This window comes from Streptomyces sp. NPDC018019, from assembly GCF_044327805.1.
Lineage (GTDB): Bacteria > Actinomycetota > Actinomycetes > Streptomycetales > Streptomycetaceae > Streptomyces.
The window spans coordinates 160,654-182,552 of record NZ_JBIRGD010000005.1 but is presented as its reverse complement, the minus strand read 5'-3'; the positions used below and the strand labels follow the sequence as shown (position 1 = coordinate 182,552).

General features: G+C 64.5%; 16 protein-coding genes and 1 pseudogene. 10 read left to right on the top strand and 7 right to left on the bottom strand.

Features of this window, described 5'->3' with window-relative positions; all coding sequences use genetic code 11:
- Positions 1-304: 304 nt before the first annotated feature.
- A complete protein-coding gene (locus ACH4FX_RS10850) occupies positions 305-1,222 on the bottom strand; it encodes an FG-GAP repeat domain-containing protein (RefSeq protein ID WP_398477329.1) in 918 nt (305 codons plus the stop codon).
- A 363-nt stretch (positions 1,223-1,585) separates the two neighbouring features.
- Here ACH4FX_RS10850 and ACH4FX_RS10845 point away from each other — a divergent pair, with 363 nt between their 5' ends.
- From ACH4FX_RS10845 to ACH4FX_RS10835, 3 genes and pseudogenes are all read left to right on the top strand, one after another.
- A complete protein-coding gene (locus ACH4FX_RS10845) occupies positions 1,586-5,647 on the top strand; it encodes a virulence factor (RefSeq protein WP_398477327.1) in 4,062 nt (1,353 codons plus the stop codon).
- 407 nt (positions 5,648-6,054) lie between these two features.
- The gene (locus ACH4FX_RS10840; protein ID WP_398477326.1) at positions 6,055-6,336 is read left to right on the top strand and encodes a hypothetical protein; all 282 of its coding nucleotides are present in this window, start codon (positions 6,055-6,057) and stop codon (positions 6,334-6,336) included.
- 249 nt (positions 6,337-6,585) lie between these two features.
- Positions 6,586-7,013: pseudogene (locus ACH4FX_RS10835) on the top strand (ATP-binding protein); the annotation flags it as partial.
- Between the two features lie 462 nt (positions 7,014-7,475).
- Here the strand turns inward: ACH4FX_RS10835 and ACH4FX_RS10830 are convergent.
- Positions 7,476-8,414, bottom strand: coding sequence for a ParB/RepB/Spo0J family partition protein (locus ACH4FX_RS10830; protein ID WP_398477325.1), 939 nt, complete (start codon positions 8,412-8,414; stop codon positions 7,476-7,478).
- A 566-nt stretch (positions 8,415-8,980) separates the two neighbouring features.
- Here ACH4FX_RS10830 and ACH4FX_RS10825 point away from each other — a divergent pair.
- Positions 8,981-9,565, top strand: coding sequence for a hypothetical protein (locus tag ACH4FX_RS10825; RefSeq protein WP_398477323.1), 585 nt, complete (start codon positions 8,981-8,983; stop codon positions 9,563-9,565).
- Positions 9,566-9,771: 206 nt separating this feature from the next.
- Positions 9,772-10,086 (top strand): hypothetical protein, encoded by a 315-nt coding sequence (locus ACH4FX_RS10820; RefSeq protein ID WP_398477322.1) that lies wholly within the window; start codon positions 9,772-9,774, stop codon positions 10,084-10,086.
- 649 nt (positions 10,087-10,735) lie between these two features.
- On the opposite strand, the gene ACH4FX_RS10815 is transcribed toward ACH4FX_RS10820, so the two are convergent.
- Positions 10,736-11,440, bottom strand: coding sequence for a beta-ketoacyl-ACP reductase (locus tag ACH4FX_RS10815; RefSeq protein WP_398477320.1), 705 nt, complete (start codon positions 11,438-11,440; stop codon positions 10,736-10,738).
- Between the two features lie 214 nt (positions 11,441-11,654).
- On the opposite strand from ACH4FX_RS10815, the gene ACH4FX_RS10810 reads away from it, so the two are divergent.
- Positions 11,655-12,584 (top strand): helix-turn-helix domain-containing protein, encoded by a 930-nt coding sequence (locus ACH4FX_RS10810; protein WP_398477318.1) that lies wholly within the window; start codon positions 11,655-11,657, stop codon positions 12,582-12,584.
- Here the strand turns inward: ACH4FX_RS10810 and ACH4FX_RS10805 are convergent.
- The 3 genes from ACH4FX_RS10805 to ACH4FX_RS10795 all read right to left on the bottom strand — a co-directional run bounded on the left by ACH4FX_RS10805 (position 12,566) and on the right by ACH4FX_RS10795 (position 14,987).
- Entirely contained in the window at positions 12,566-13,498 is a 933-nt protein-coding gene (locus ACH4FX_RS10805; RefSeq protein WP_398477316.1) for an MBL fold metallo-hydrolase, read from the bottom strand. The genes ACH4FX_RS10810 and ACH4FX_RS10805 overlap by 19 nt on opposite strands.
- 78 nt (positions 13,499-13,576) lie before the next feature.
- Entirely contained in the window at positions 13,577-14,515 is a 939-nt protein-coding gene (locus tag ACH4FX_RS10800; RefSeq protein WP_398477314.1) for a zinc ribbon domain-containing protein, read from the bottom strand.
- A gap of 280 nt (positions 14,516-14,795) precedes the next feature.
- Entirely contained in the window at positions 14,796-14,987 is a 192-nt protein-coding gene (locus ACH4FX_RS10795; RefSeq protein ID WP_398477312.1) for a DNA-binding protein, read from the bottom strand.
- Between the two features lie 174 nt (positions 14,988-15,161).
- Here ACH4FX_RS10795 and ACH4FX_RS10790 point away from each other — a divergent pair, with 174 nt between their 5' ends.
- The 4 genes from ACH4FX_RS10790 to ACH4FX_RS10775 all read left to right on the top strand — a co-directional run bounded on the left by ACH4FX_RS10790 (position 15,162) and on the right by ACH4FX_RS10775 (position 20,852).
- Entirely contained in the window at positions 15,162-16,790 is a 1,629-nt protein-coding gene (locus ACH4FX_RS10790) for a tyrosine-type recombinase/integrase (RefSeq protein WP_398477310.1), read from the top strand.
- 1,694 nt (positions 16,791-18,484) lie between these two features.
- The gene (locus ACH4FX_RS10785) at positions 18,485-18,925 is read left to right on the top strand and encodes a hypothetical protein (protein ID WP_398477308.1); all 441 of its coding nucleotides are present in this window, start codon (positions 18,485-18,487) and stop codon (positions 18,923-18,925) included.
- A 915-nt stretch (positions 18,926-19,840) separates the two neighbouring features.
- A complete protein-coding gene (locus tag ACH4FX_RS10780) occupies positions 19,841-20,374 on the top strand; it encodes a hypothetical protein (RefSeq protein ID WP_398477306.1) in 534 nt (177 codons plus the stop codon).
- Between the two features lie 40 nt (positions 20,375-20,414).
- The gene (locus tag ACH4FX_RS10775; protein WP_398477304.1) at positions 20,415-20,852 is read left to right on the top strand and encodes a hypothetical protein; all 438 of its coding nucleotides are present in this window, start codon (positions 20,415-20,417) and stop codon (positions 20,850-20,852) included.
- 438 nt (positions 20,853-21,290) lie between these two features.
- Here the strand turns inward: ACH4FX_RS10775 and ACH4FX_RS10770 are convergent, their stop codons facing one another.
- Positions 21,291-21,869, bottom strand: coding sequence for an SUKH-4 family immunity protein (locus tag ACH4FX_RS10770; RefSeq protein WP_398477302.1), 579 nt, complete (start codon positions 21,867-21,869; stop codon positions 21,291-21,293).
- Positions 21,870-21,899: the final 30 nt, after the last annotated feature.

The window sequence follows — 21,899 nt, the reverse complement described above, 5'->3', positions numbered from 1 at the left end:
TCGGTCCGCGCATCGCGCAGGCGGGGACTGAAGGTGGCCTGGTAAGATATTGGGCTTTGGCGACGGACCCCTGGACGTTGGCCGGAGGAGACCAGCACTACGAGCAGACGGGAGCACTGTCGATGACGCCGAGCTGCGCTCCGCGAGAACGTGACTGCCGAAGAGCCTGGCAGGGGGGCTGAATTCACCGACACGCTCCGGACGAACAGGCGCAGCCGAGCAACCGGTTGGTCAGTCAAATCTACACACCCGCACCGGTGTCGGGCCGGTGATATGTGCGTCTGCCCCCTACCAGCCCCGGCGGTCAGGAGAACAGCACGCGGTACATCTGGTAGCCGTACCCGATGTTCCGTTTTTCCTCAAAAGGGGCGGCCGCGTTTCCGGTGCCCTTGTAAAAGTAGAGGTCGCCGTTGGGCTGGCGGGCGATGAGGTCGGCTTTCCCGTCGAGGTCGATGTCGCCTGGGGCGACCAGAGCATCGTAAGAATTCCAGCCGGCCCCGATTTTCGTACGGGTTGCGAAGGGGTCGGCTGCGTCTCCGTTGCCCTGGTAGAGCCACAGGACTCCGGAGGAGTCGCGGGCGACGATGTCGGGCCAGTTGTCGCCGGTCAGGTCGCCCTTACCGGTGATCTGAGTGTAGGCGTCCCAGCCGCCGCCGATTCTGCGGCGATCGGTGACGGTGCCGTCGCCGTACCCGAAGTACAGCCACAAGACGCCCGACCGGTCTCGGCCGAGTACGTCGTACCCGGAAGCGCCAGCAAGGTTGCCGGGGGAAAGGATGGTGTCGTAGATGTTCCACCCCCCTCCGACGTATCCGTAGCTGCTGGACATTCCGCCGTCGGTGGTCCAGATCCAGGTGTCGTCGGCGACACCGTCCCCGTCGTTGTCCGCGCTGCTCGCTGTCCGCACATCGCCGTAGTCGGTGGCGAGCAGCTCTCGGGGAGCGAGAATGCGCGCTTGATCGGGCGCATAGGAGTAGAGCTTGCCCTGGGGGTCGATGGCAAACATGCCGAAGGCTGCGGCCTGTGACACCGACGAGCGAGAAGACGCGGAAGTTGCGTAGCGAGCCGCTTCAGTCACAACGGAGGCACTGGGAGCCTCGCGCGGTACTTCGTTGTCCGCCGATGCGGAGCTGCCTGTGGCTGTGAGCGCGGCGGCAGTTAAGAGCGTAACGGCCAGACTCGAGAACCGTCTGTGATCACGATAGCCGGTGAGGCGGGACATGGGGGCTCCTCTGTACGGAATCGGGCAACCGTGACGGCCCCACCTGATAAGCCGTCATCGACCGGTCGGCGGCCGGTATAGGGGGTGAGGTGGCTGACGTCTGTGACCGGTGCGCCAGGACCAAGGTTCCGCGACCATCACGATCTGGGTTGGCCGTCGCGCGGATCTTGTCATATGCACATCCAGTGTGCCTAGTGTGTGGGACCTGTGACCTACCGATGAAGAACGCGTCTGCTGACACAACCGGATGTCCGTCTCATCTGGTCATGTTCTGGGGGCGACGCGACGCAGGAGGCACGGGGTTCACCGGATACGCCACACACATGCTGCGCGCCGCCGATGGTGCGTACGGAAGGAGCCGATGTGTCCGCCAGGGGTACTTCAAGGAGACGTGAAAAGCGAAGACTTGCCCGCTTAGCGCCGGCGCTGACTCCGGTCACCGCGCTGGCGCTGTTGGCAGGGCTGGCCGTGCAGCCTGGAGATCTGGTAGCGAAGCAAAAGGTTCGCTTCGGCAAGGTTTATGACTCCTACGACTGGCACCAGGTCACCGCGGCCGAACAACTGCGGCAGGACCAGTGCCTGATGAACGACGTGCTGCGGCTGGGCGGAACGTCAATGGCCGCAGCCGCCCGGGACGGCCTCAACCAGCAGCCGGACAAGTTGCATACTCTGGCCAACCGCCAGCACTGGGAGGACACTCCACTTGGGCGGGCGTATGACAGTGATAAACACGCCGCGGACAAGGCGACGCAGTCCCTCGAAGCCCTGCTCCAGGGGTGGAAGGCGCCACTGAACGGGCTGGATACACCCGGCGGTTTCACGGAGACCGACTTCCATTGGCCGCCGGGTTCTCCGGGCGACGGGAAGCAGGACTTTTACTCCCAGACCGGTCTCTGGCAGTGGTACACGGGCCGCTTTTGGACGCAAGAGGACCAGTTCTACAAAGACTCCACCCCCCTGGCCGATGAGGCCACCAAGAACGCGGTGACCGCCCTGGGCGACCCGCTGTACTCCAAGGACCCGGACCCGAGCCTGCCGCCTGAGGAGCGAGATCGGGCCAACGCGTTACAGGACGCTTACGTCTCCCTGTCGCGCGATGTGTTCAAGCCGATGGCCGCCGATGACGCCCGGATCTTCCTGGAATCGGGCGGCTTCCCGAAGTCGGCACCGCAGCGGGACAGCGCCGAATTCCGAATCTCGGTCGAAAACCTGAAAGCCCGTTACGCCGCCTGCACATGGCGCAACCCGATCGACCCCGAGCGCGTGCTCGGTGACGAGGTGAGCACCGCTGCCCAGGAGTGGCAGCAGGAGATCACCGCACAGGCCACACAGCGTAACCAGATCCTGGACGCCAACACCGGAGCGACCAAGGCCCTCGCCTACGGAGCGAAGATTCTCGGCAACATGCTGGGCAACTCCTGGGTAGCCGATCACGCCACCCGGTGGCAGTCCTACTGGTCACCCGGCGGAGCCGGCAGCGGGCAGGCCACCAAGCCCGATGCGGCGCAGTTCGCCCAGGCCAAGAAAAGCCTGGCCAATGCCCAGTCGGTGACGAAAGCCCAGCTGATTCTGCTCAAGCAGCAGGCAGTCGCGGCCAAGCGGGCGGCCACCACCACCGAGGCAGCCGAACAAGCTGCTTACGCCATCGCCGACACCAACGGGGCGCCGCGCGGGCGCGGACTGCTGGTCGCCCAGCAAAAGGCGCAGATCACCCATGGCGTGGCAGCGGCGCTGGAGGCGATGGTCGTCGCCGCCCAGACGGCTGAGTCGGCCACGCACGCTTCGGCCTCCGACAGCGCGACGATCGCCCAGCGCGCCCTGGCTCAGGCCGCGCAGTCGAAGGCGGCATTCCGTAAGCAGGCAGCGCAGTACGCCGAGCAGCAGGCCAAAGCCTCGGCCGCCTCCGCAAAGGAACACCGCGACAACGCGAAGAAGGACAAAGAGACTGCCGAAGCCAAGCTGCAGGAGACTCTGCAGGCCGAGGCCGATGCTAAAGCCGCGGCAGCCGATGCGCACGCCAAGCGGCTGACTGCGGAGGCTGAAGAGAAAACGGCCAAGGCACAGAAGGAAAGAGCCGACGCCAAGAAGGCCGAAGCCGCCGAGCACCGGCGCAATGCCGAGACCTACCGGTCCACGGCGGAAGAAGCAAAGCAGAAAGCCGACTCCGCAGCCGGCACCGCAGCCGAAAAGCGCAAAGCGGCGGAGAGCGCGCGCGACAACGCCAAGGCCAAGCGGGACGACGCCTGGGACGCCGAACAAAAAGCAGAAGCCGCACGCGCCAAGGCGGACGCGAAGGGCGCGTACGCCGACGCGCATGAGGCCGACGACAACGCCACCGATGCCCGATCGGCGGCCGATGCCGCAGATCGCGCGGCCACCACTGCCGAATCGGCGGCGAAGTCGGCACGCAGCGAAGCGAACGCGGCCACGCAGGCCGCAGCGGACGCGGATGCCGCCGCTACGCGTGCCGAAGCTGCCGCGAGTCGGGCCCGAGCTGCCTCCGACGCGGCCCAGGCCGACAAGCTCAAGGCCGACGCTGCGCTGAGGACGGCCACCAGCGCCGCTGCTGACGCCATCGCCGCATCCCAGCATGCCGCCGCCGAAGCCAAGGCCGCAGTCAAGGACGCCGACGAGGCCGAACAGCATGCCAGGGACGCCAAGGCCCATGCCGACGCGGCCAGAACGGAGACCATCAAAGCCCGGGTAGCCGCAGCGAAGGCGGCCGGTTTCGCCTATGTCACCGCTCAAGCGGCCGTCGACGCCCGCCAGGCGGCGGCGCAGGTCGCCAAGCCGGCCAACGATGCCATCCAGCTGGGCTCGCCCTTCGTCACCACTGACTCCGCAGCCTCGCTGGTCGTACTCTCCGGCCAGGGGTCGAAGACCATTGCCGAGCAGCAACTCGCGGTGGCCGAGGCGCATGCCAAGAACGCCAAGAAGGAAGCGGCACTCGCCCAGGCCCTCGCCGACAAGGCCGCCGCGGACGCGAAGGCCGCCTCGCAAAGCGCCGCGAATGCCGCCGGCTACGCATCAGAGGCCCGCGGTTACGCCAATGAGGCACTTGGCTATTCCGCCGAGGCTGCCGAAGCCGCCTCCAAGGCCGCGCAATCACTGACCCGGACCATCGAGTACGACCGACAGGCCACGGAGGACGCCGCCGCGGCCGACGCGGCCGCAGGAAGGGCCGAGGGCTACGCCAAGGACGCCCGTGCCTCCGCCGATGCGGCCGCACTCGATGCCGAAGCGGCCCGTAAGGCCGCCGATGCAGCAGAACAGGCCGCCCACGAAGCACGCGAGGCCGCCAACCGCGCGGACGCGGACGCCACTGCCGCCGAAGAGGCAGCCAAGGACGCAAAGAGCTACGCAGAAAGCGCCCAGAAGGCCGCAGACGAGGCCGAACGGAAACAAGCCAACCAGCAGGTCTCCAAGGGGGCCGGTACCGGGATCGATCGTGTCTTCTCCGTCGTGGACAAGGTCACGCCGGTAGGCGAGCCGGACGCGACCACATGCGTATTGGGTATGGGCAACTCAGGCTGTGACGTGACGTTTACCCTCCATTTCGACGCCACGGTCAGCTTCTATCTGTGCCTGAACCCGAACGTGCCCGCCACTGCGGCGGGATGTCCGGCGCCGGATACCGTTTTTCTCGACACACAGTCCTACAAGGGACTCACCAAGAAAATCACCAAGCATTTTTCGAACCTTGACATAGTCAAAGAAGTCGACAAGGCATTTCTCGCGGGTATCTGGAAGGCTCTCACCCAGGACTTCGTCGACTGCTATCACCAGCTCACTCCGGGGAACGACGGGGGTAGTCTTTCTGGGTGCGCCTGGGCCGCTGTCGCGTTCGTACCCGGCGAGAAGATACTGCAAGGAGTCAAGTACGCAGTCAAGGTAGAGGATGCGATCAGAACCGGAGTCGGTGCCGAAAAGCTCCTCGCAGACTTGAAGAAGATCTTTGGGGAGAAACCGTCGGCGGTGGACCTGGCCAATCCGGAGAGCTTCGCAGGGATGGCCCTGAGGATTTCCGAGCGCATGACTGACCGCGCCAAGGCGGCCAACAGCGTCGATTTGGACCTGGTAAGAAAGCTCGAGGCCAGCGGCGCCAAAGTTAACCGGTCACAGACCATCATGGCGGTCCGCTTTTCCAGGCCGGGCGTCCCCGTGGCTTGGTTGGAATCTGGCAACGCGCGCGCCGGACTCATTCACATCATTTTCCGGCACGCAGGCGAGTTCATTGAGAGGGGAGTGGCCTCGGAAGACCTTCCGAAGCTTCTCGCAAAAGCGTTGAGCGAAGGAAAGATCGTTGGCATGCAAGGCGCGGGCAGTGGTCGGCCGATCTATGAGACCGTGTTCAATGGTAGGACCCATCGCGTCGCCATCTCGGTCGGCGACAACGGTTTCATCATAGGAGCAAATCCGGCATGAACGAGCAAGAAGTGCCTCGTCATCTTCTAGTGCGGGCACGAGGAGACGGCTCTCCCCTGTTCGCCTCGGAGGCGGGCTTCTATGCGGTTGCTCCGGGCGACTTCGCGGTCGTGGTGCCGGTAGACGACCCCGTCCTGGGCCTTCCTGACGACCTTGTGCGGAGGCTAATCTCCTGGAACGCTGCTCTCCCATCAGAAGGCTCCACTGTCAAGGCTACCCTACGTAAACACGATAAGGTCGGCCTCGGTCTCGCCCAATTCCTGGCGCGACACTTGGGACCGGAGTGGGTCGTACGCTATTGGGACACTCGGCACGGCACAGCGAAGTTTGTGTGCTGGGGATGCTCCCGCCTGCACTGGACGCTGGAGTCACATGGCAGTCCACCGCACCCCCTCCACGTAACCATGATGGCCGAGTATCAGTGGGGCTTGTTCCGCGCGGAAGGGTTCGGTGACTTTATGCCGGATGACCCTGCAGCTGCCCTCGATCTACCCGACGATCTGGTGGACGACCTGTATTCGTGGGCTCGCGACTATGATGCCGAAATAAATCGGTATGTGACAGAGCGCGACGAAGTCAGGCACAACGCTCGTTGTGCCGAACTGGAGCGCAGCGGCGAGAAACTGGCCAGTCGGGTCGCTCGCGCATTGAAACCAGGGCGGACGGTGACATACGCCGGCCTCGCGTGAGAATTCTTCATGTAAGCCGGGAACTGCTCATTGCGCCGTGAGCGCCAGCTAGATTGTTCACCCTTGGTATGTCGGAACGCTGAACCAAGTGTGGGCTGCTGCCGGTGTGCAGAAAAAGCGAGGTCAAGGAAGTGGTGGGTGCTCTTTCAGGGCGCCCACCACACTGGCTCATTCTGGCGACTATGCATGGGGCCAGTTGACGCGGTGATTCCCGACTTCGAGCGGGCTGTCCAGGCGAGCGGCTGGTCGATGCTGGTGGTGGTCTCCACCCGCATCCGCACTGCGGGGAGGGAGCCCGGCTTGCCCTACCTGGCCGAGAGCCCTCGGCTAAATCGATTTCCTTGACCTCATCCTGGCCGAGGGACTTGCCATTCGCGACGACTACCGCTTCCGCCAGGGCCTGCGGTTGGCGAAACTCCCGCACCACAGGACGCTCGACGACTGCGACTTCTCCTTCCAGTCCGAACTCGACCCGCACAAGGTCGGGGACCTGTCCACTCTGTCGCTCGGCGAGGTCAAAGCCAACGCGGCCCTGCTGGGACCGCCCGGAGTGGGGCAAGACGCACGTTGCCATCGCGCCGTCGGCCGCCGCCTGGCGGGTCGGCTTCTCCGCCTATCTCACCGCCCTCGACGAGTTGGTCCGTCACCTCAAGACCGCCGAGGTCGCCGGGCGGTTGAAATGGAACGAGCTCGATCCGGCAAAGGGCTTGGCTGGCTCCAGCAGGCTGGGCAGGTTCATCCGTACTCGGCCAAGCACTTGAACGAGTACACCCACACCCCAGCCGCCGAACACAATCCAGATCGCGTAGTCGCTGGTGGCCTTGACCGGCCGTTCACTCAGAAGAGATGGCTTTGCACCTGAGGGGCCTTCGGCTCGCAGGGGCAGGCGTGTTGGGCCTGTGTAGGGGGCACCGCCTCTCCGAAAAGAGCGGGAGTGCCGGACGCGTCGGGGATGGCCACGATACGCATTGGTCCGGTGGGTATGTCCAGTGTCCACATGCTGGGGAAGTGGGCATCGAAGTCGGATTTGGTCATGGTCTGCCACTGTGGGCGCTCGGCGTGAGCGGACATCGGAGACTCCTTCTGGTCGGGAGGGGGAGGTGGGGTGAGGCGGGGCTCGCGGCCCCGCCCGCTACACGTCAGGCCGCAACCGGCTGCGACTTCGCGCCCGCCACGGCTTCCGGGTTGACCTGGACCAGCTCCCTGGCCTCGGAGTGTGCCTTGGCCTGCTTGAGCTGGAAGCGCGCCTTCGTCAGGGACTCCGCTACGCGGTCCAACTGCTCCAGGCGCGCGCCGACGCCGCCCTCCAGGGCCTGCGCGAGCTTCAGCGGATCGCTGGCGCCGATCTCGTCAAGTATCGTCCGGACCTGCTCGATCTTGTCCAGCGTCGTGCGAGTCTTCTTCTGTGTCGCCGCGCGCTCGGTGCGCTGCTCGTCCGTCAGTTCCTCCGTGATCATCAGTACGGCCTGGTCCTGCTGCTGGCGCATGGCGTAGGCGAAGTGAACGATCGCGTTGTCCGAGGCCAGTTCGCCGCGGCTGAGCTTGGCGAGTACGGCAGCCTGGTTGGCGTGGCTGAGCGCGGCGATCTGTACTGCCGCCTGGGTGCCGATGGTCTTGGACTCCACGAGCTTGGCGACGTCCTCACGCAGGTCCAGCAAGGCCAGGCGGAGCTTGACGTACGCCGTGGTCTTGCTGAAGTCGGCGGCGACGGACTCCGGGGTCGCGCCTTCCTCTTCGTCCAGGATGCGCTGGAAGGCTCGTGCTTCCTCCAGCGGCGTCATGTCCTCACGGTTCACGTTTTCGCTGACCGACCGCTTGAAGCGGCGGAGTTCACTCTTCTCGCTGACGATGGTGACGCGGATCTTGGTGCGCTTGAGCAACTGGTGGGCGCGCCACCGGCGCTCGCCGGCGACGATCTCGTAGCCGCCGCGCTCGTTGTCGGGTCGGACCTCGATGGCCTGCATGAGGCCGTACTCGTCGATCGATGAAGCGAGTTCCTGAAGAGCGGCCTCGTTGAAGTATTCGCGGGGCTGGCGGGGGTTGCGGTGGACCTGGCTCATCTTCACGACGCGCTGCATGGGGTTGCTCCAAGAGGTAAGTGGCGAGGTTTTCCCTCAACCGATAACTAGATTCTACTATGCGTGAGGAGGGTGTCCACCTGCGAAGACCCCGCCCACTGTGACCTGCCCTACGCCAGCTAGGCGCATTGGTCGCGAGTGTTGCTAACGGCCCGTTCGGGGCGGTCCGCAGGCCGCGTCGCATCCGAACGGGAATCTCGCGGCCGACAGGAGTTGACCTGCCCGGCCGCATGCGCCGTCACCGCGTGGCGCCTGTCCTCGACGCCTGGTCTGCCGAGGGCGGCCTCGGCCCCCGCTGAATGGATGCATTGCCGTGAGCGAGGTTTGAGCGGTGACCCATGGTGAAGTCGCTGACGATGGGACGAGTAATGGCCCGAACTCCACTTAAGTCGGACTTTGATGACGCGAAACAGGCGGTCAGTCGGGTGTTTTGCTCGCCACCTAAATGATCTTGACTGGGTGTTTGCTCGCCTTGTGATCGACGCCATATGAGTTGCCCTTTTTGGCAACAAGGGTGGGTGTGTCCCAGTCATGGGGCGTAAGGTAATTGAAAGGTGTAAATGTATATGCGTATCGGCCTGCGCTCGGCCTTGGCAGCCACTGTGGTTACTACCGCGATCGTGTCCTCTACGGCTGGCACCGCCCTGGCTGCCGCTCCGGCTTCGCAGGACAAGCCCGCGAACGTTTTCGTCAAGCGCGGGCAGGTGGCGAAGTTCGCCGCTACCTCCACATTCAAGCTCAACCTGCCGAAGGGGGACCGCGCAGTCCTCACCCCCCGCGGGGTCCGGTTCCTTGACGCCAAGGGACAGGTCATCGGCGGTATGCCTCGACTCGACGTCAAGGACAAGGATGGGCACATCCACCACTCGAAGTGGGCCCTGGAGGGTAACCAGCTCACGCAGACGATTTCCGATGTGAACGGCGCCACGATAGAAGGCACCGTGGTCAAGCCGACGACCCCGGGCCGGATCGAGGCGCGCATCGACTGGAACTGCATGATGGACGGTACAGGAGCTGTCATCGGCGGGCTTGGCGTTGCTGGTGCCGCCCTCACATCTCCGATGACTGCCGGCACGTCGCTGGCCGCCGCCGGAGGGCTCCTTGGCGGGACGGTCTCGGCGGCCAAGGGTTTCGCCGACCACTGCGTTTAAGGACTGTTGGCAATGTTTATCGGACGGGTACTCCTCACCCTCGCGCTCATCGGTGCGCTCGCTATGGCGGCTATCGGTTTCTGGCGCGGTGATGCGTGGGGCATCGGCCTCGGCCTCTACTTGGCATGCACCACGGCCGGTGGCATGGTCGCGGCCTGCCGGACCCGGCGATAGAGGTGCCGCCTGCAGAAGGAAGGACGGCGGGCGTGAAACGTAATCAATGGGTCTGCATGGCATCCGGGATCGCCTGTGCCACAGTTGTGGGTCCCAACGGGGCGCCCGCGTGGCTCATGGCAGTGGTCATCGCAGCCGTCGCGGGTGTGGCAGCTGTCTACAACTGGATGACTCGGTCGAGCCCTGGGCACCCGGATTATGTGCCCAGTGTGATTGCTTTGACGATGGGCGCAGCGGTCATGCTGGCCTTGGGATGGAGCATGATGCACGCGCTTTCCGCCGGTCTTGCCCTCGCGGTGATGACAAGTGTGCTGGTGCGGTGGCGCCTGGGGCGCAGTACCCGCTGAACGTTCGGCACCCGGTAGTTCCGCCTCCGCCGTCAGGAATCAGAGGCAGGGCTAGCAGAGCAGTCCGGCCTTCAGCCTGTTAAGACTGGGCCAGCTTCTTGCGGCGTTGACGCAGACAACAAGGCCCGTGGGGCACCGGATTTACCGGCGCCCCACGGGCTCCCCTCCTGCCCCCCCTTATGGCTTGAGCGCCTAACCCCCGTCTACGCGCTCACGCCACCGCCGCACCTCGATGGGCGCACCCGCGAGTAGGGCGGAAGAGCACTCGCGGGAAATCGGACACCGGGTGCACAGCCCGGCCGGGTCGGCGCTACTTCCGGCGCCGGACGCCTCATCGAGGTTCGCCGAGACGCAAAGAGCCGCACTCCAGCGGATCGGCATCGCCAACCTGTCCGTCTGGCCATGCAGGTAGCTCAGTACGCGGACGGTTGCCGCAGGATCTCGCTCTTCGTTGCCTGGTCGCCCGCCCCGCGGCTGCTTCGACAGCGCCAGAATGCGCTGCACATCAATCACTTCACTCCTCGACAGTCAGGCCGCTTATCGCCTGCCCCTCCGTTCGACGCGCCCAACCCCCCCGTCGCGGCCACCCAGCCCGGCGCGGTGCCGGGTGGCCGTCGGTGCTGTCCTGCCGGTGTGGCCGAGCCGCCGCTCAGTGCCCCATGCCGGCGCCGCCATCGACCGGGATGACGGCCCCGGTGATGTACGACGCCTCATCGCTGGCAAGGAAACGGACCGCAGACGCGATCTCCTTCGGCTGGGCTGCCCTGCCTGCAGGGATCTGCTTGACCATGCTGTCCTTGATCTCCTGTGGCAGTGACGCGGTCATGTCCGTCTCTGTCAGCCCCGGAGTGACCACGTTGGCCGTGATTCCGCGGGAGCCCAGTTCGCGGGCGATGGACCGTGAAAGCCCGACCAGCCCGGCCTTGGCCGCCGCGTAGTTCGCCTGCCCCGTCTCGCCGCGCAGGCCGACGGTCGACCCCACGAAGATCATGCGCCCCTTGCGAGCGCGCAGCATGCCGCGGGTGGCGCGCTTGGCCAGTCGGTAAGCCGCCGTGAGGTTGGTTGCGATGACGTCGCCGAAGTCGTCCTCGGACATGCGCATCAGCAGGGTGTCGCGGGTGATGCCGGCGTTGGCCACCAGGACCTCGACCGGGCCGTGTGCTTCTTCGATCTGCTGGAATGCCGCGTCGACCTGTTGCGGATCGGTGATGTCGCACTTGACGCCCAGGACGCCGGCCGGTGGCTCCCCCGAGCGGTAGGTGACAGCGACTCTGTCTCCGTTGGCGACCATGGCCTCGGCGATCGCCAGGCCGATGCCTCGGTTACCACCGGTGATGAAAACGCTGCGGCTCATGGGTACCTCTCAGGTTGGTGCGCTCGTGCTCGCTCCGCTGAAAACGTCATGGGAGCGACCGAGGGGCCGGTGCCCGTTGGCCGGGCGGCCCCTGCGATGCAGCAACTTTTGCATAAAAACGAACGATCGTTATCGACAGGCGTCGCTACTCACGGTTACCGGTACGAAGTGTGTCGGTGGTTGACAAACCGTTGAAGCGGGATAGACGGGGGGAATGTCCGGCTTTGGGGGACTGAGAGGGGAAAAGTTGATCATGGGGGCACTTGCGAGGTGCCGTCAAGGACGCGTTAAGGTCGTCCGCGTCTTTCCGATACTTTTACCGTCAAGGAGGGGTAGCGCCCCAATGCCCAATAGGCACCGCGTAGGCGATTTTCTCCGGGAGTGGCGAGCCAAGATGGACCCCAACCTGGTCCCTGGCTTCACCGCCCGATTCGGGGCGCGCAACAAGCCTGGTATCAAACAGGCCGAAATGGCGGTGCTCACCGGCGTCACGGAAGGTTGGTACCGGCGCCTGGAAGCCGGCCGCATCGAAAACCCCAAGACGGAATGGCTGGAGCGCATCGTGCGCGCCCTCGACCTCAACGAAGCCCAGCGGTACACCCTGTTCGTGTACGCAAAGGGCCAAGAGCCGCCGCCGCTTTATCGGCCGGCCGCAGTGATCGATCCGTCAACGACCGCAGTGGTGCATGGCCAGCCCTGGCCCGCGTACATATCTGACGCTTCGTGGGACATGCTCCTGTACAACGACCTGTGCGTGCGCAATTGGCCGTGGATCAAGTACGGGATCAACATCATGGTCTGGTGCCTGACCTACCCCGAGGCCAGGCTGCAACTGATCAACTGGGAAGAAGACTGGGGCAAGCCCATGGCGTCCCAACTGCGCCTGGCCCACGAGCAACAGCCGGAGAACCGCAGGCTCGCCGAGGTCGTCGCCGAGATCAAAGAGCGCGACAAGGTCGCGGCTCGGCTGCTCACCGACGACCTCACGAGCGTCACACATCCCGACGGCGACCGGCGATGGATGTACCTGCCCAACCGCGGCGAAGAGGAGTTCGAAGTCATCTTCCGCTGCTTCGCTCCGCTCAGCGACAAGAGCCAGCGCATGATGCTTATCGTGCCGCCCGATTACTCGGCCGACAGCTGAGCCATTCCCTCTACAAGCCCCATAACTGTGGAAGGGCTGCCTTCCGCGCCTGCTTCCTTATAAGCAGCGGCGACGGCTGTGAAAAGCCGCTCAGGATGCGCGAGCTTGCCGGCGTGCGACGCCTTCACCAGGCGGACCGCGTCGGACAACTCGACACCACTCAAAGCGTAAGACGCGGCATCTTCATGCACACGAGCGAGGGCATCGCGGAAGGCGATCACGCCTGCCCGGTCGGTGATTTCGCCGTGCCCCGGAACGAATGTCGTGGCTCCCGTTTCCAACAGCCGGTCGCAGGCCGCGATACACGCACTGAGAGAGTCGGACCACACAATCATGTGGGCCCCAACGAACAGCGTGTCGCCCGAGAAAACGACCCGGTCCTCGGGCAGGTGCACGGCCACGTCACCCGCACTGTGCGCTGGACCGAGATCCAGGAGCTCCACCGCTGCCCGCCCGACCTTCACCTCCAGGGTTCCAGTGAACGTGCGGGTCGCGCCGGTGACCGTGATGCCGCTGAAGTCGAACCCGCCGATGTGCTTCGCGGCGTACGCGGTGACTGCGGATGTGGGCGCCGACCGGCTGAGCATCATCATCTGCTCCGGGCTGATCTCCTCACACAGATGCGCAGCCGACGCGGCTGACGTGATGATTTCCGCTTCGGGCAACAGCTGGTTCCCCCACGTGTGATCCCCGTTCTGGTGCGAGTTCACCACGGTGATGATCTCCACCCCCGGCACGGCCTCCTCCACCGCGTCCAGGAACTGCCGCGTGCCGGCCAGCGTGAACTGCGTGTCCACCAGCAGAGCCTGGCCCTCGGACGCGATGAGCCCGCAGTTGCTGTAACCCCAGGCGGTGCTGTTATGCATCCACGCCCATGCGGTGGACGACAGCGGAACGAGGGAAGGGATCGACAAGGAAGGCTCCAACTTGCTGTGCATGGCGTGCAGACACGACGGAGCGCCCCGGCAGACGGGGCGCAGGGTGTTTCAGAATCAGTTGGCGGGCGTGCGCCAGTCGATGGCGATCCGCTGGTGAGGGTCTGAGTGCCGTCCGCCGCCTGACGGCATGACGCGAACCCTGGAGACTTCCAGGGCGATGAGCGCCCGCTGAGAAGCCCGCGGAGCGGTCTTCCACCACGCGACGAAATCGGTGACGTCAGAGATCGGCACATCCGCGATCTGCTCCAGGAACCGAAGCCGGGACCGGGCCCGCTTCAGGTCCTCCTTGGTGGCCTTCTGCGCGGCCAGAAACGCCGAGCGCACCAACAGGCCGCGCCCGTAGAGGTCGCCCAGTTCCTTGAACCGCTCCTCGGCTCCCTCGACGTGCTCGCGCAGACGCCGCACTTCGGCCCTGACGTCCTCCTGGACTTGTAGTAGCCGCTCGTGGGTCCCCGGGCGCAGAATATCTGCGAGAACCTGTTCGACTACAGCCCCTTCCAGCCGGTTGGCGTTCATGCGGACGCCACCGCACGAAGGGCGGCCCTCCTTGGGGGGCGGGCACCGGTAGCCGGGATCGGCGTCACCGGTCACCCGTGCCCCCTGCATGGGGAAGGCGCACCGGCCGCACTCAGACAGCCCGGAGGTCAGCAGGTAGTCGTGCGGTTCGCGTGGGGGAGTCTGTTCGCCGCGGCGCTTAGCGAACAGTGCGTTCAGCCTTCGGTGCTCGTCTGGTGTGAGAACCGTGTCCCCGAAGTCCTCGATGGGGTCACCGTTCTTGTCGAGGCCCGCCATGAGCGGGTTGAGTACGGCCCGCACGAATGCGTCGGCGGTCCAGGGGTTGCCACGCGCGTTGGTGTACCCCTTGGCGGTGAGTTGGCGCACTACCGTGCCCACGGGCTCGTCCAAGAACAGCCGCGAAGTGCCCTCACGCAGACCTTGAGCTTCCTGCTGGTGCAGGACCCCAGGTCGAACGTAGCCCGATAGCCGTGCCATGAATCTCCATCCATCGGGAGTGCGACCGCCGTGCCCATAGCGGTCCCTTAGCTCCGTAATAGGCCAATGTACTTGGGCGACATAGGGAGTCTCTCCACTCCGTGGACGTTGACTGACGTTTGCGCAGGTCAAAGCGCGTGGGCTCGCACAAAAAAACGAAAAGTGACGTGCGGCACTCGCCCGTGTTCGGTTGCTCAAGGCTACGAAAGGGGCCGGTAAATGCCAGGTGGGCCCACGAGAGGGCGACGGCTCCTCGAGAAACAGGCCGCAGTAAAAGCTGCTACCGAAGGCCAAGCGCCTCCCAGACGGACGCCGTCGCCACCTTGGTCGTATCGCCCAGCGGGATCAGCTTCGCCGGGAAGGCGCCCTGCTCGATCAGCCGGTACGCCTTGTCCGGCCCGATCTTGAAAGCGCGTGCAGCAGTCGCCACGCTGATCGCAAGCGGAAGCGCCAGCACCTCCTCCACGGACATGTCCCCACGCTCAGAGGCAGATGCAGCAGAACCGATCGCAGATGCGGTCATAGGTGGTCAAATCCTTCATCCCCGCGCCACCTGACCGGAAGCATACGGCGCCCAAGGAAGCCCGAGCTCCGCTACAGAAAGATCAGGACACGCAAGGAAAACCCAGCTCAAACAGGAGCCTGCGTGTTCGACGGAACCACCTACAAGCGATGCTCGTGCACGGAGCCAGTCCTCGATGATGCCGGACAACCGGTGCTCAAGCCCGATGGCAAGCCGAAGCGCCGCGAGATCGGCTCGGCCTGCCCGAACCTGAAGAAGCGAGACCACGGCTCCTGGGCCTACTACCTCAACCTGCCCGACGGCCCAGGCGGCGAACGGCGCCGGCCCCGCAAGGGCGGCTTCCGAACCCAGACCAAGGCGAAGGAAGCAGCACAGAAGCTCTGGGACGAGGCCCAGGGCGGGATCAACATCGACTCCAAGGAAACGGTCGCTGAGTACCTGCGCCGCTGGCTGCGCCAGCGCGTCGATCTCAAGCGCAGCACCCGCAAGGACTACGAAGACTACGTTGAGCGGATCTTCATCCCCGCCCTCGGCCACCTCCCCCTGCGGCAACTGCGCAAGCGCCACATCCAGGAGATGTTCGAAGAGATCTGGGCCCTCAACGAAACCAAAGCAGCCAACCGGCTCGCAGCCCAGCAGGCGAAGGCCGAGTGCGACGACGCTCACCGAGCATGGAAGGCCGCGGCGAAACCCCGCCCGCCGCACCTGCGCCAGCGGTGGACCGAGGCCAAGGCGGCACTTCACGAGGCACGTCAGAGGCCACGCAGAGAGACGGGGCCGGGCACACAGAAGAAGTTCAAAGACACCCTCTCTGCCGCACTCGACGCCGCGGTCACAGAAAAGCTGATCACGGAGAACTTCACCAAAGGCGTTGTGCTCCCTAAGTACGAGCGTCCGGAAGCCCTCGTCTGGACAGACGAACGTGTTGCCCGCTGGCGGGACACAGGAGAAATCCCTGGCCCCGTCATGGTCTGGACGCCGGAACAGACCGGGCAGTTCCTCGACGGCGCAACCGGTCACCGCATGTACCCCATGTGGCACCTCGCGGTCTTCAGAGCGACACGACGCGGCGAAACTGTCGGCCTGCCCTGGACGGAAACGGACCTCGAAGCCGGGACGATCAAGGTCGTCGAGCAATTGGTCAAGGGCCGCACCTACAGCGAGGTCTGGGAAGACACTCCCAAGAGCCGCAGTGGACGCCGCACCGTCACCTTGGACGACGTGACCCGCGCACTGCTCCGAGCTGTGCGCGAGGCACAGAAAGTCGAGCGCGAAGCCTGGGAAGCGAAGCACTTGGCCGAACCCGAGAAGTACGGCCCCTACGTCAACTCAGGCCGCGTGTTCACCACTGAGGACGGAAGCCCCCACAACCCGGACAACGTCTCGCAAGCCTTCGAACGCCTGGTCAAAAGGCTCGATCTTCCTCCAATCCGCCTTCACGACCTCCGTCACTGCGCCGCGTCGCTGAGCCTCGCGGCCGGCCTGTCCATGAAGGCCATCCAAGCTCTCCTCGGTCACAGCAACTACTCCCTCACCGCCGACACCTACACCTCACTCATGCCACAGTTCGATCAGGCAGCGGCGAACGCGCCGGTCACCCTCGTACCGCGAGCCAACACGACGGAGGACGGTACTGCTCCGAAGCTGTCCCTCGTCGTCTCGGTCCCAGAACCAGAAGAGCCTGGGGCCGGCGGGGGCGGCCAGGATGAAGTCGACGGTTGCTCCGTCCCCTGTCAGGTGATGTCGGCGTGAGGGTGTGGTTATGCGTGGCGAGCGCGAATGCGAAGCGTTGGACCGGTAGACGGCAGGGCAGGGCTGACCTGCGGGAACTCGCGTTCGTCCTCCTGCGTCAGGCCGCTTCCCAGAAGAAGGGGTGTTCGGGGACTGACCGTGGACAGAACGTGGACAGAAGGCCAGGGACAGGCCGGGAAAGATGAGGAAAGCCAAGGAAGGGCCTGCGGCAGAGCAGGCTCCAGGACTACCTATTGAAGAGCCGCTGAGCAGGTGAAATGCCTCTTCAGACGGCGTTCCGCGGTTACAGAAAGGCGGGTTGGGTATCGCTCCGAACCGCTGCTTATCCGGCTCGATTTCCGACCGGACCGCTCTTGTAAAGCGTAGGTCGTCGGTTCGAATCCGACAGGGGGCTCAACGAGCGAAAGCCCCAGGTCATCGATGATGACCTGGGGCTTTCTGCTGCTACTTGATCCGGCGGCGGCGCCGGGCGCGGGCGTCCTTGGTGCTCGTGGTCTCAGTCCTGGTCTCAGTCCTGGTCTCAGTTTTCTCGGTTTGCGGCCACGGGGACCTGCCGATGCACCGGGCGGCTTTCTGGGGCAAGGGGCCGTGGGCTTCACGTAGCAGTGGGTTGTACTCAGGTGGGTGGGTGTCCCCAAGCTCCCCAGGTTTTCAGGAAGCCTTTTGCCTGCTCCTCTCCTGCGTGAAGGGTGCGGCGCCCCCACCGAGGGGTCGCCTACGAGGATGGCGGCGTCGCACCCTGCCAGCTCGTGGTGGTGAGCGATTCTCAAAACACCTGATAGCGGTCGGTGGGCCTTGAGCACGTAAGACGGCGCGTGCCTCTGGGGCGACAGGTCGGCGTAGAGCTGGCCCAGGTGCTCCGGGCGCAACCGGTCGAGACGGTGCTTGCCGATGTGCGGGTTGATGTCGTTGCGGGCCCTGGTCAGTAGGCGTCCTACGCCAGTCTGGTTTTTTGGCGTGCCGGTGACGCCGGTAGCGTTAAGCGCTTGCAGATCAGGAGCGCGCGGAGCAGTATCTCGCGGTTCTTATGGGTAATGCTCTGCGTTGCCGCAGATTAGCTTGATGACTGAGGAGCTATGGCCAGGCCCTACGGGCTGCCCAGATTCGTCCTTTGATCGAGTGTCGACCCAATGATAGTAAGCACTTTGCCAGGCTGAGGTCTCGTTGAGCCCGGTAGTCCCATTCCTCTAGCAAAATAGGAGGTGGCTGCGCGGCCCTGACCTGGTATCGAATAACGTGTGGCGGTGGCGCAGCTGGGGCCAGGAACGCCTTTTCCTCTTCGGTCTGTGGTTCCTTGATCCGCAGCTCTACGAGTGGATGACTGTGGCCCCCGCATGCGGTCTGCCCGAACGGCTCTACGCTCTCGATCACGCGGATAGGAATAGGTGACCACTCGCGACAACTCCACCCGAAGAGCACGTGGTCGTGGCCTCCTTCCCGGCCACCGGCGACACCCATCCGAACCAGGGGTAGCGGTTGATCGAGTGGCCTCGCCTCCAGTTTTCAAGGAACTCACGGGGAGAAGTAGCATTTGCATCCCGCATCAATTCACTCCTTCGGCGAGGCGGCAAGGGGTGAGTATGTTATTCTCCTTCTGAAGATTTTTCTAAGCAGATCGAGCCGTGTCGCCCCAGTGGTTTGCTGCAAGGGTGGCCTATAGATCTGTGGCGCCCATGAACGCTGGGGAGGCCCAAATGCCGGTGAGGTTCGCGTACCAGAACGTGGGTGCGCCGGATCTGCGCCGGCGCGGTCTTCAGCCCGAGACGGCGCCTGTCGGAGTTCTGCTCGTGGACATCGAGGCCGATCTGGTCATCCAGGACGGCGACCGCGTGGTGTTCGCGGAAAAGCTGTTCCCTGTAGCTGAGTTGGCACGCGCTCTGGTGAGCTGGCTTTACCGGTTGGACGGTGAGCGGGACGACTTCGCCTTCGACTCGATGTCCTACACGGACCCGGGTGCCGTGCGGATCGTGAGGTCGGCAGAGGGCTGGCAGGTCGGCTCCGTCTTCGAACCCGACGCGTGGACCGCGCCCGTCACTTGGGACGTTCTTGTAGCGGAGGTCAAGAACTTTGTGGGTGCCGTCCGTAGGGATCTCGCGGCGATCGGCGTCAGGCCCGATCTGATCACCGGTCTTTGAGCCTAGCGAGCGTCTGCCTGCCTGAAGGTCGGTTCGGCTTTGTGGGCCGCAGCCGGACTTGCCGCGACATCCTTCGGAGTTCCAGCCATCGCCTGGCTGTCCGGTTCGTACTGGCTGGGTCTTGCGCTCGGCGGCGCCTACTTCCTGCTTCAGACGTTCCTGGCCATCAATGTGTACGGAGCGGCTGAACGCGATATCGCTGATGCGTTGCGATGGCTGGCCAGAGCCTGGGGCCGTGCCCTTTGCAGGCGCCCTTCAGGGAGCATTTCTGGGCCGCCGCACTCATCGTTCCTCCACTGCCCACTCCGGGGCGGGTGCTGCGCCCAGCTGACATCGCCTCCGCCGGGCCATTCACCCTCGGCCCGGGTCCACTTCCTCGGGAGCGTTTTCCTCGCAGTCCCCGCGCTCAGTTGGCGCAGCAGGTGACGCTGTTGGTGCGGATTCATGGCTGGTCCCGGGGCAGGCGTGGGCGATGGACTCGGCCGGGGGCGCCTGGCCTGGCAGGGAGGGGACGAATGGACGGGCGGTATCCAGAAGCCCCGACCTCATGACGGCCAGTTTTCGCAGTGGCGCGCTGTTTAGGACGCCAACGACGGAGTTGGTAAAGATGTGACTGATTTGTTTGCTGACGGCCGGTGAGCGCCGTCGGGTGACTGGCTGAGCCAAAGGTCTGGGGCGTAGCAATGCGCGACAAGTCCGTTTAGAGGGGCATAGGCACCATCAAGGAAGATCGCTTGAGACATGCCTTTGTGAGGTGTTAGCTTCGCTCCGGCCGCCGGCGCTGACCTCGCCTGTTGCGGCTTGGGGAAGAAGAACGGGGAAGAAGACTGGGGGGAGACCGGTTTGTGCTTGCAGGCTGTTCACCGATCACTCCGCCATGCCCTCTTCCCCGGCATCACACAAGGAGTGCAATAAGTGAAGTCTAATACGCTGCGGATCGCTGCGACAACGGCACTGATGGCGGTGACGCTTGGTCTTGCCGGCCCGGCAGCCAACGCCGTCACTCACCGCCAGGCCCCGGCTGCCGTGTCGGCTGCACCGGACGTCAGCGATGCAGCAGCGATCAAGGCATTGGAACGGTTCGCGCGTGCCATCGAGAACGCCCCGGAGCATCTGCAGAAGAAAAATCTCAACGACCGTGAGGTCATCGAATATCTGACCCGGTCCATGGGAGACAAGGGGTCTGTCGCCGCCACCGCCAACGGTCCAGTCCTGCGGGTCAACTGGATGGGCTGCACCATCGCCATCGCAAAGTTCGCCGCAGAGAACGGCATACCCGTAGCGAAGGTCAGCCGTATCATCGGCAAGCTCGGAGGCTTCGCGAAGTTCGCCAAGTACGCCTGGAAGTTCATCAAGGAAGGGCACGTTCCGCCGGAGGCCGGCGACGAGTTCGCCGACTTCGTCATGGCCGTGAGTGGTCTCGACGGAGTCGCCAGCGCCTGCGCCTAACGGTAAGGAAGGCCGGCCATACGATTGCCAGGGAGTAGGAGTGCTGGGTAAGGCGTCCGAAGACGGCGAGCAGGTAAGCGTGAAGGAGGCCATAGGGTACAGCGCCGTCGCTGTCGCTCTGTGCTTTGCCCTGTCCTATCCGGGGGCCTCCTTCATCCGGGAGTTGATTGGCCAAAAGGGTCTCGCTCTTTCGCCGGTCATCGCCCTAGTCATCGTGTGGCCGGTTGCGGCCGTTCTCATGTATGCAGAAGCATGGGTGCAATCTCAAAGCTGGTGGAGTGGCTTCAAAAAGGTCTGGTCCTGGGGTCTGGGCATTCTCCTCTGTGGAGTTCCCCTCATCACCGCCTTGACCATCCCCTTCCCCACCGGTGAGGGATGGCCCAGTGGACTTCCCACAGTTGTCGCGGCCTGCCCCATCGTCATCCTGTTCGTATTCCTGGTGGCCCGCAGACTCTGGCGCGAGCGTAAGCAGAGTTAGCGCGATGCGTGGCGGGGCCCGTCATGGGGACGGGCCCCGCTTCGTGGAACCAGCACGTCGGCGGGCACTGGAGGCAGGTAGCCGTCAAGGAGAGGGTGATCTGCCGTCCACTGTGGATAGCTGTCACGCGTACATGCGGCCTGGGGCGCCCACGGTGACGATGAGCGCAAGGGTGAGCGACGTCCAATCGGTGGCGGGGCGCGTCATCTACCCGCCTCCACGGCTATGCCGTTCGGGGGCTTCGTTATTCCGTTGGGTCACCCACAGCGGAAAGAGGTAGGAGCCGACCTATCAGCTTGCGATCACCTGTTCCAGCTCGTGGACGCTCCGGGTGTGCTCAGCGGATCGTCCGCCGACTCCTGCCCGAAGCGCCACATTTTGCCTTGGACTGTCTAGTTACTTCTAGACCAGTGGTGTGGTCGCGAAGGGTGCTGTGGGCTATCTGGCATCCGGGTCAGAGACCCACCCCAGGATTTCGTGCCAACGAGAGTGACGGACACCGAGGGCCGCCGGGTCGATAGCTCGCATTTGCTCGGTCAGTCGTTTCCCGGCTTCTTCGGCTCTCTCGGGAACGAGGTCTTCATTCAGTTCCTCGTCGTAGTTCGGGCGCTCGACCTCAAGCAGGTAGAGAAAGTGGGCGAAAGAGTAGAGGTCCTTGTTGAGTGGGTAGACCTCATCCTCGTCCTGCGGGAGGCACAGGACGGTACCGGTAGCAACGTCCAGGGCAATGTCGTCATACGGAACCGTGCCGAGCAGGATCCAGTTCGCCGCGTTGTCGGGAAGGTTCGCCCAACGCTCGTTCAGGCCTTCGTAGCAGGCGCCGACCGTCTTGAGGTCCCGCGCGGACCTGTCGATCAGGTCGAACCACGGATTGGCGTGAACCGGAAGCCCCACCTCGCGTAGGAAGCGCCGACTGGGTGCATGCTCGATGCATTCCAGCGTCTCTTCCGGCAGAGTGACCAACTCGTGCTCGCTGAAACAGCCTTCCAGCGTTGCCTTGTCGACGGGAGTCGTCATGTGATGCACCTGGTCCTTCGCACGAGGTAA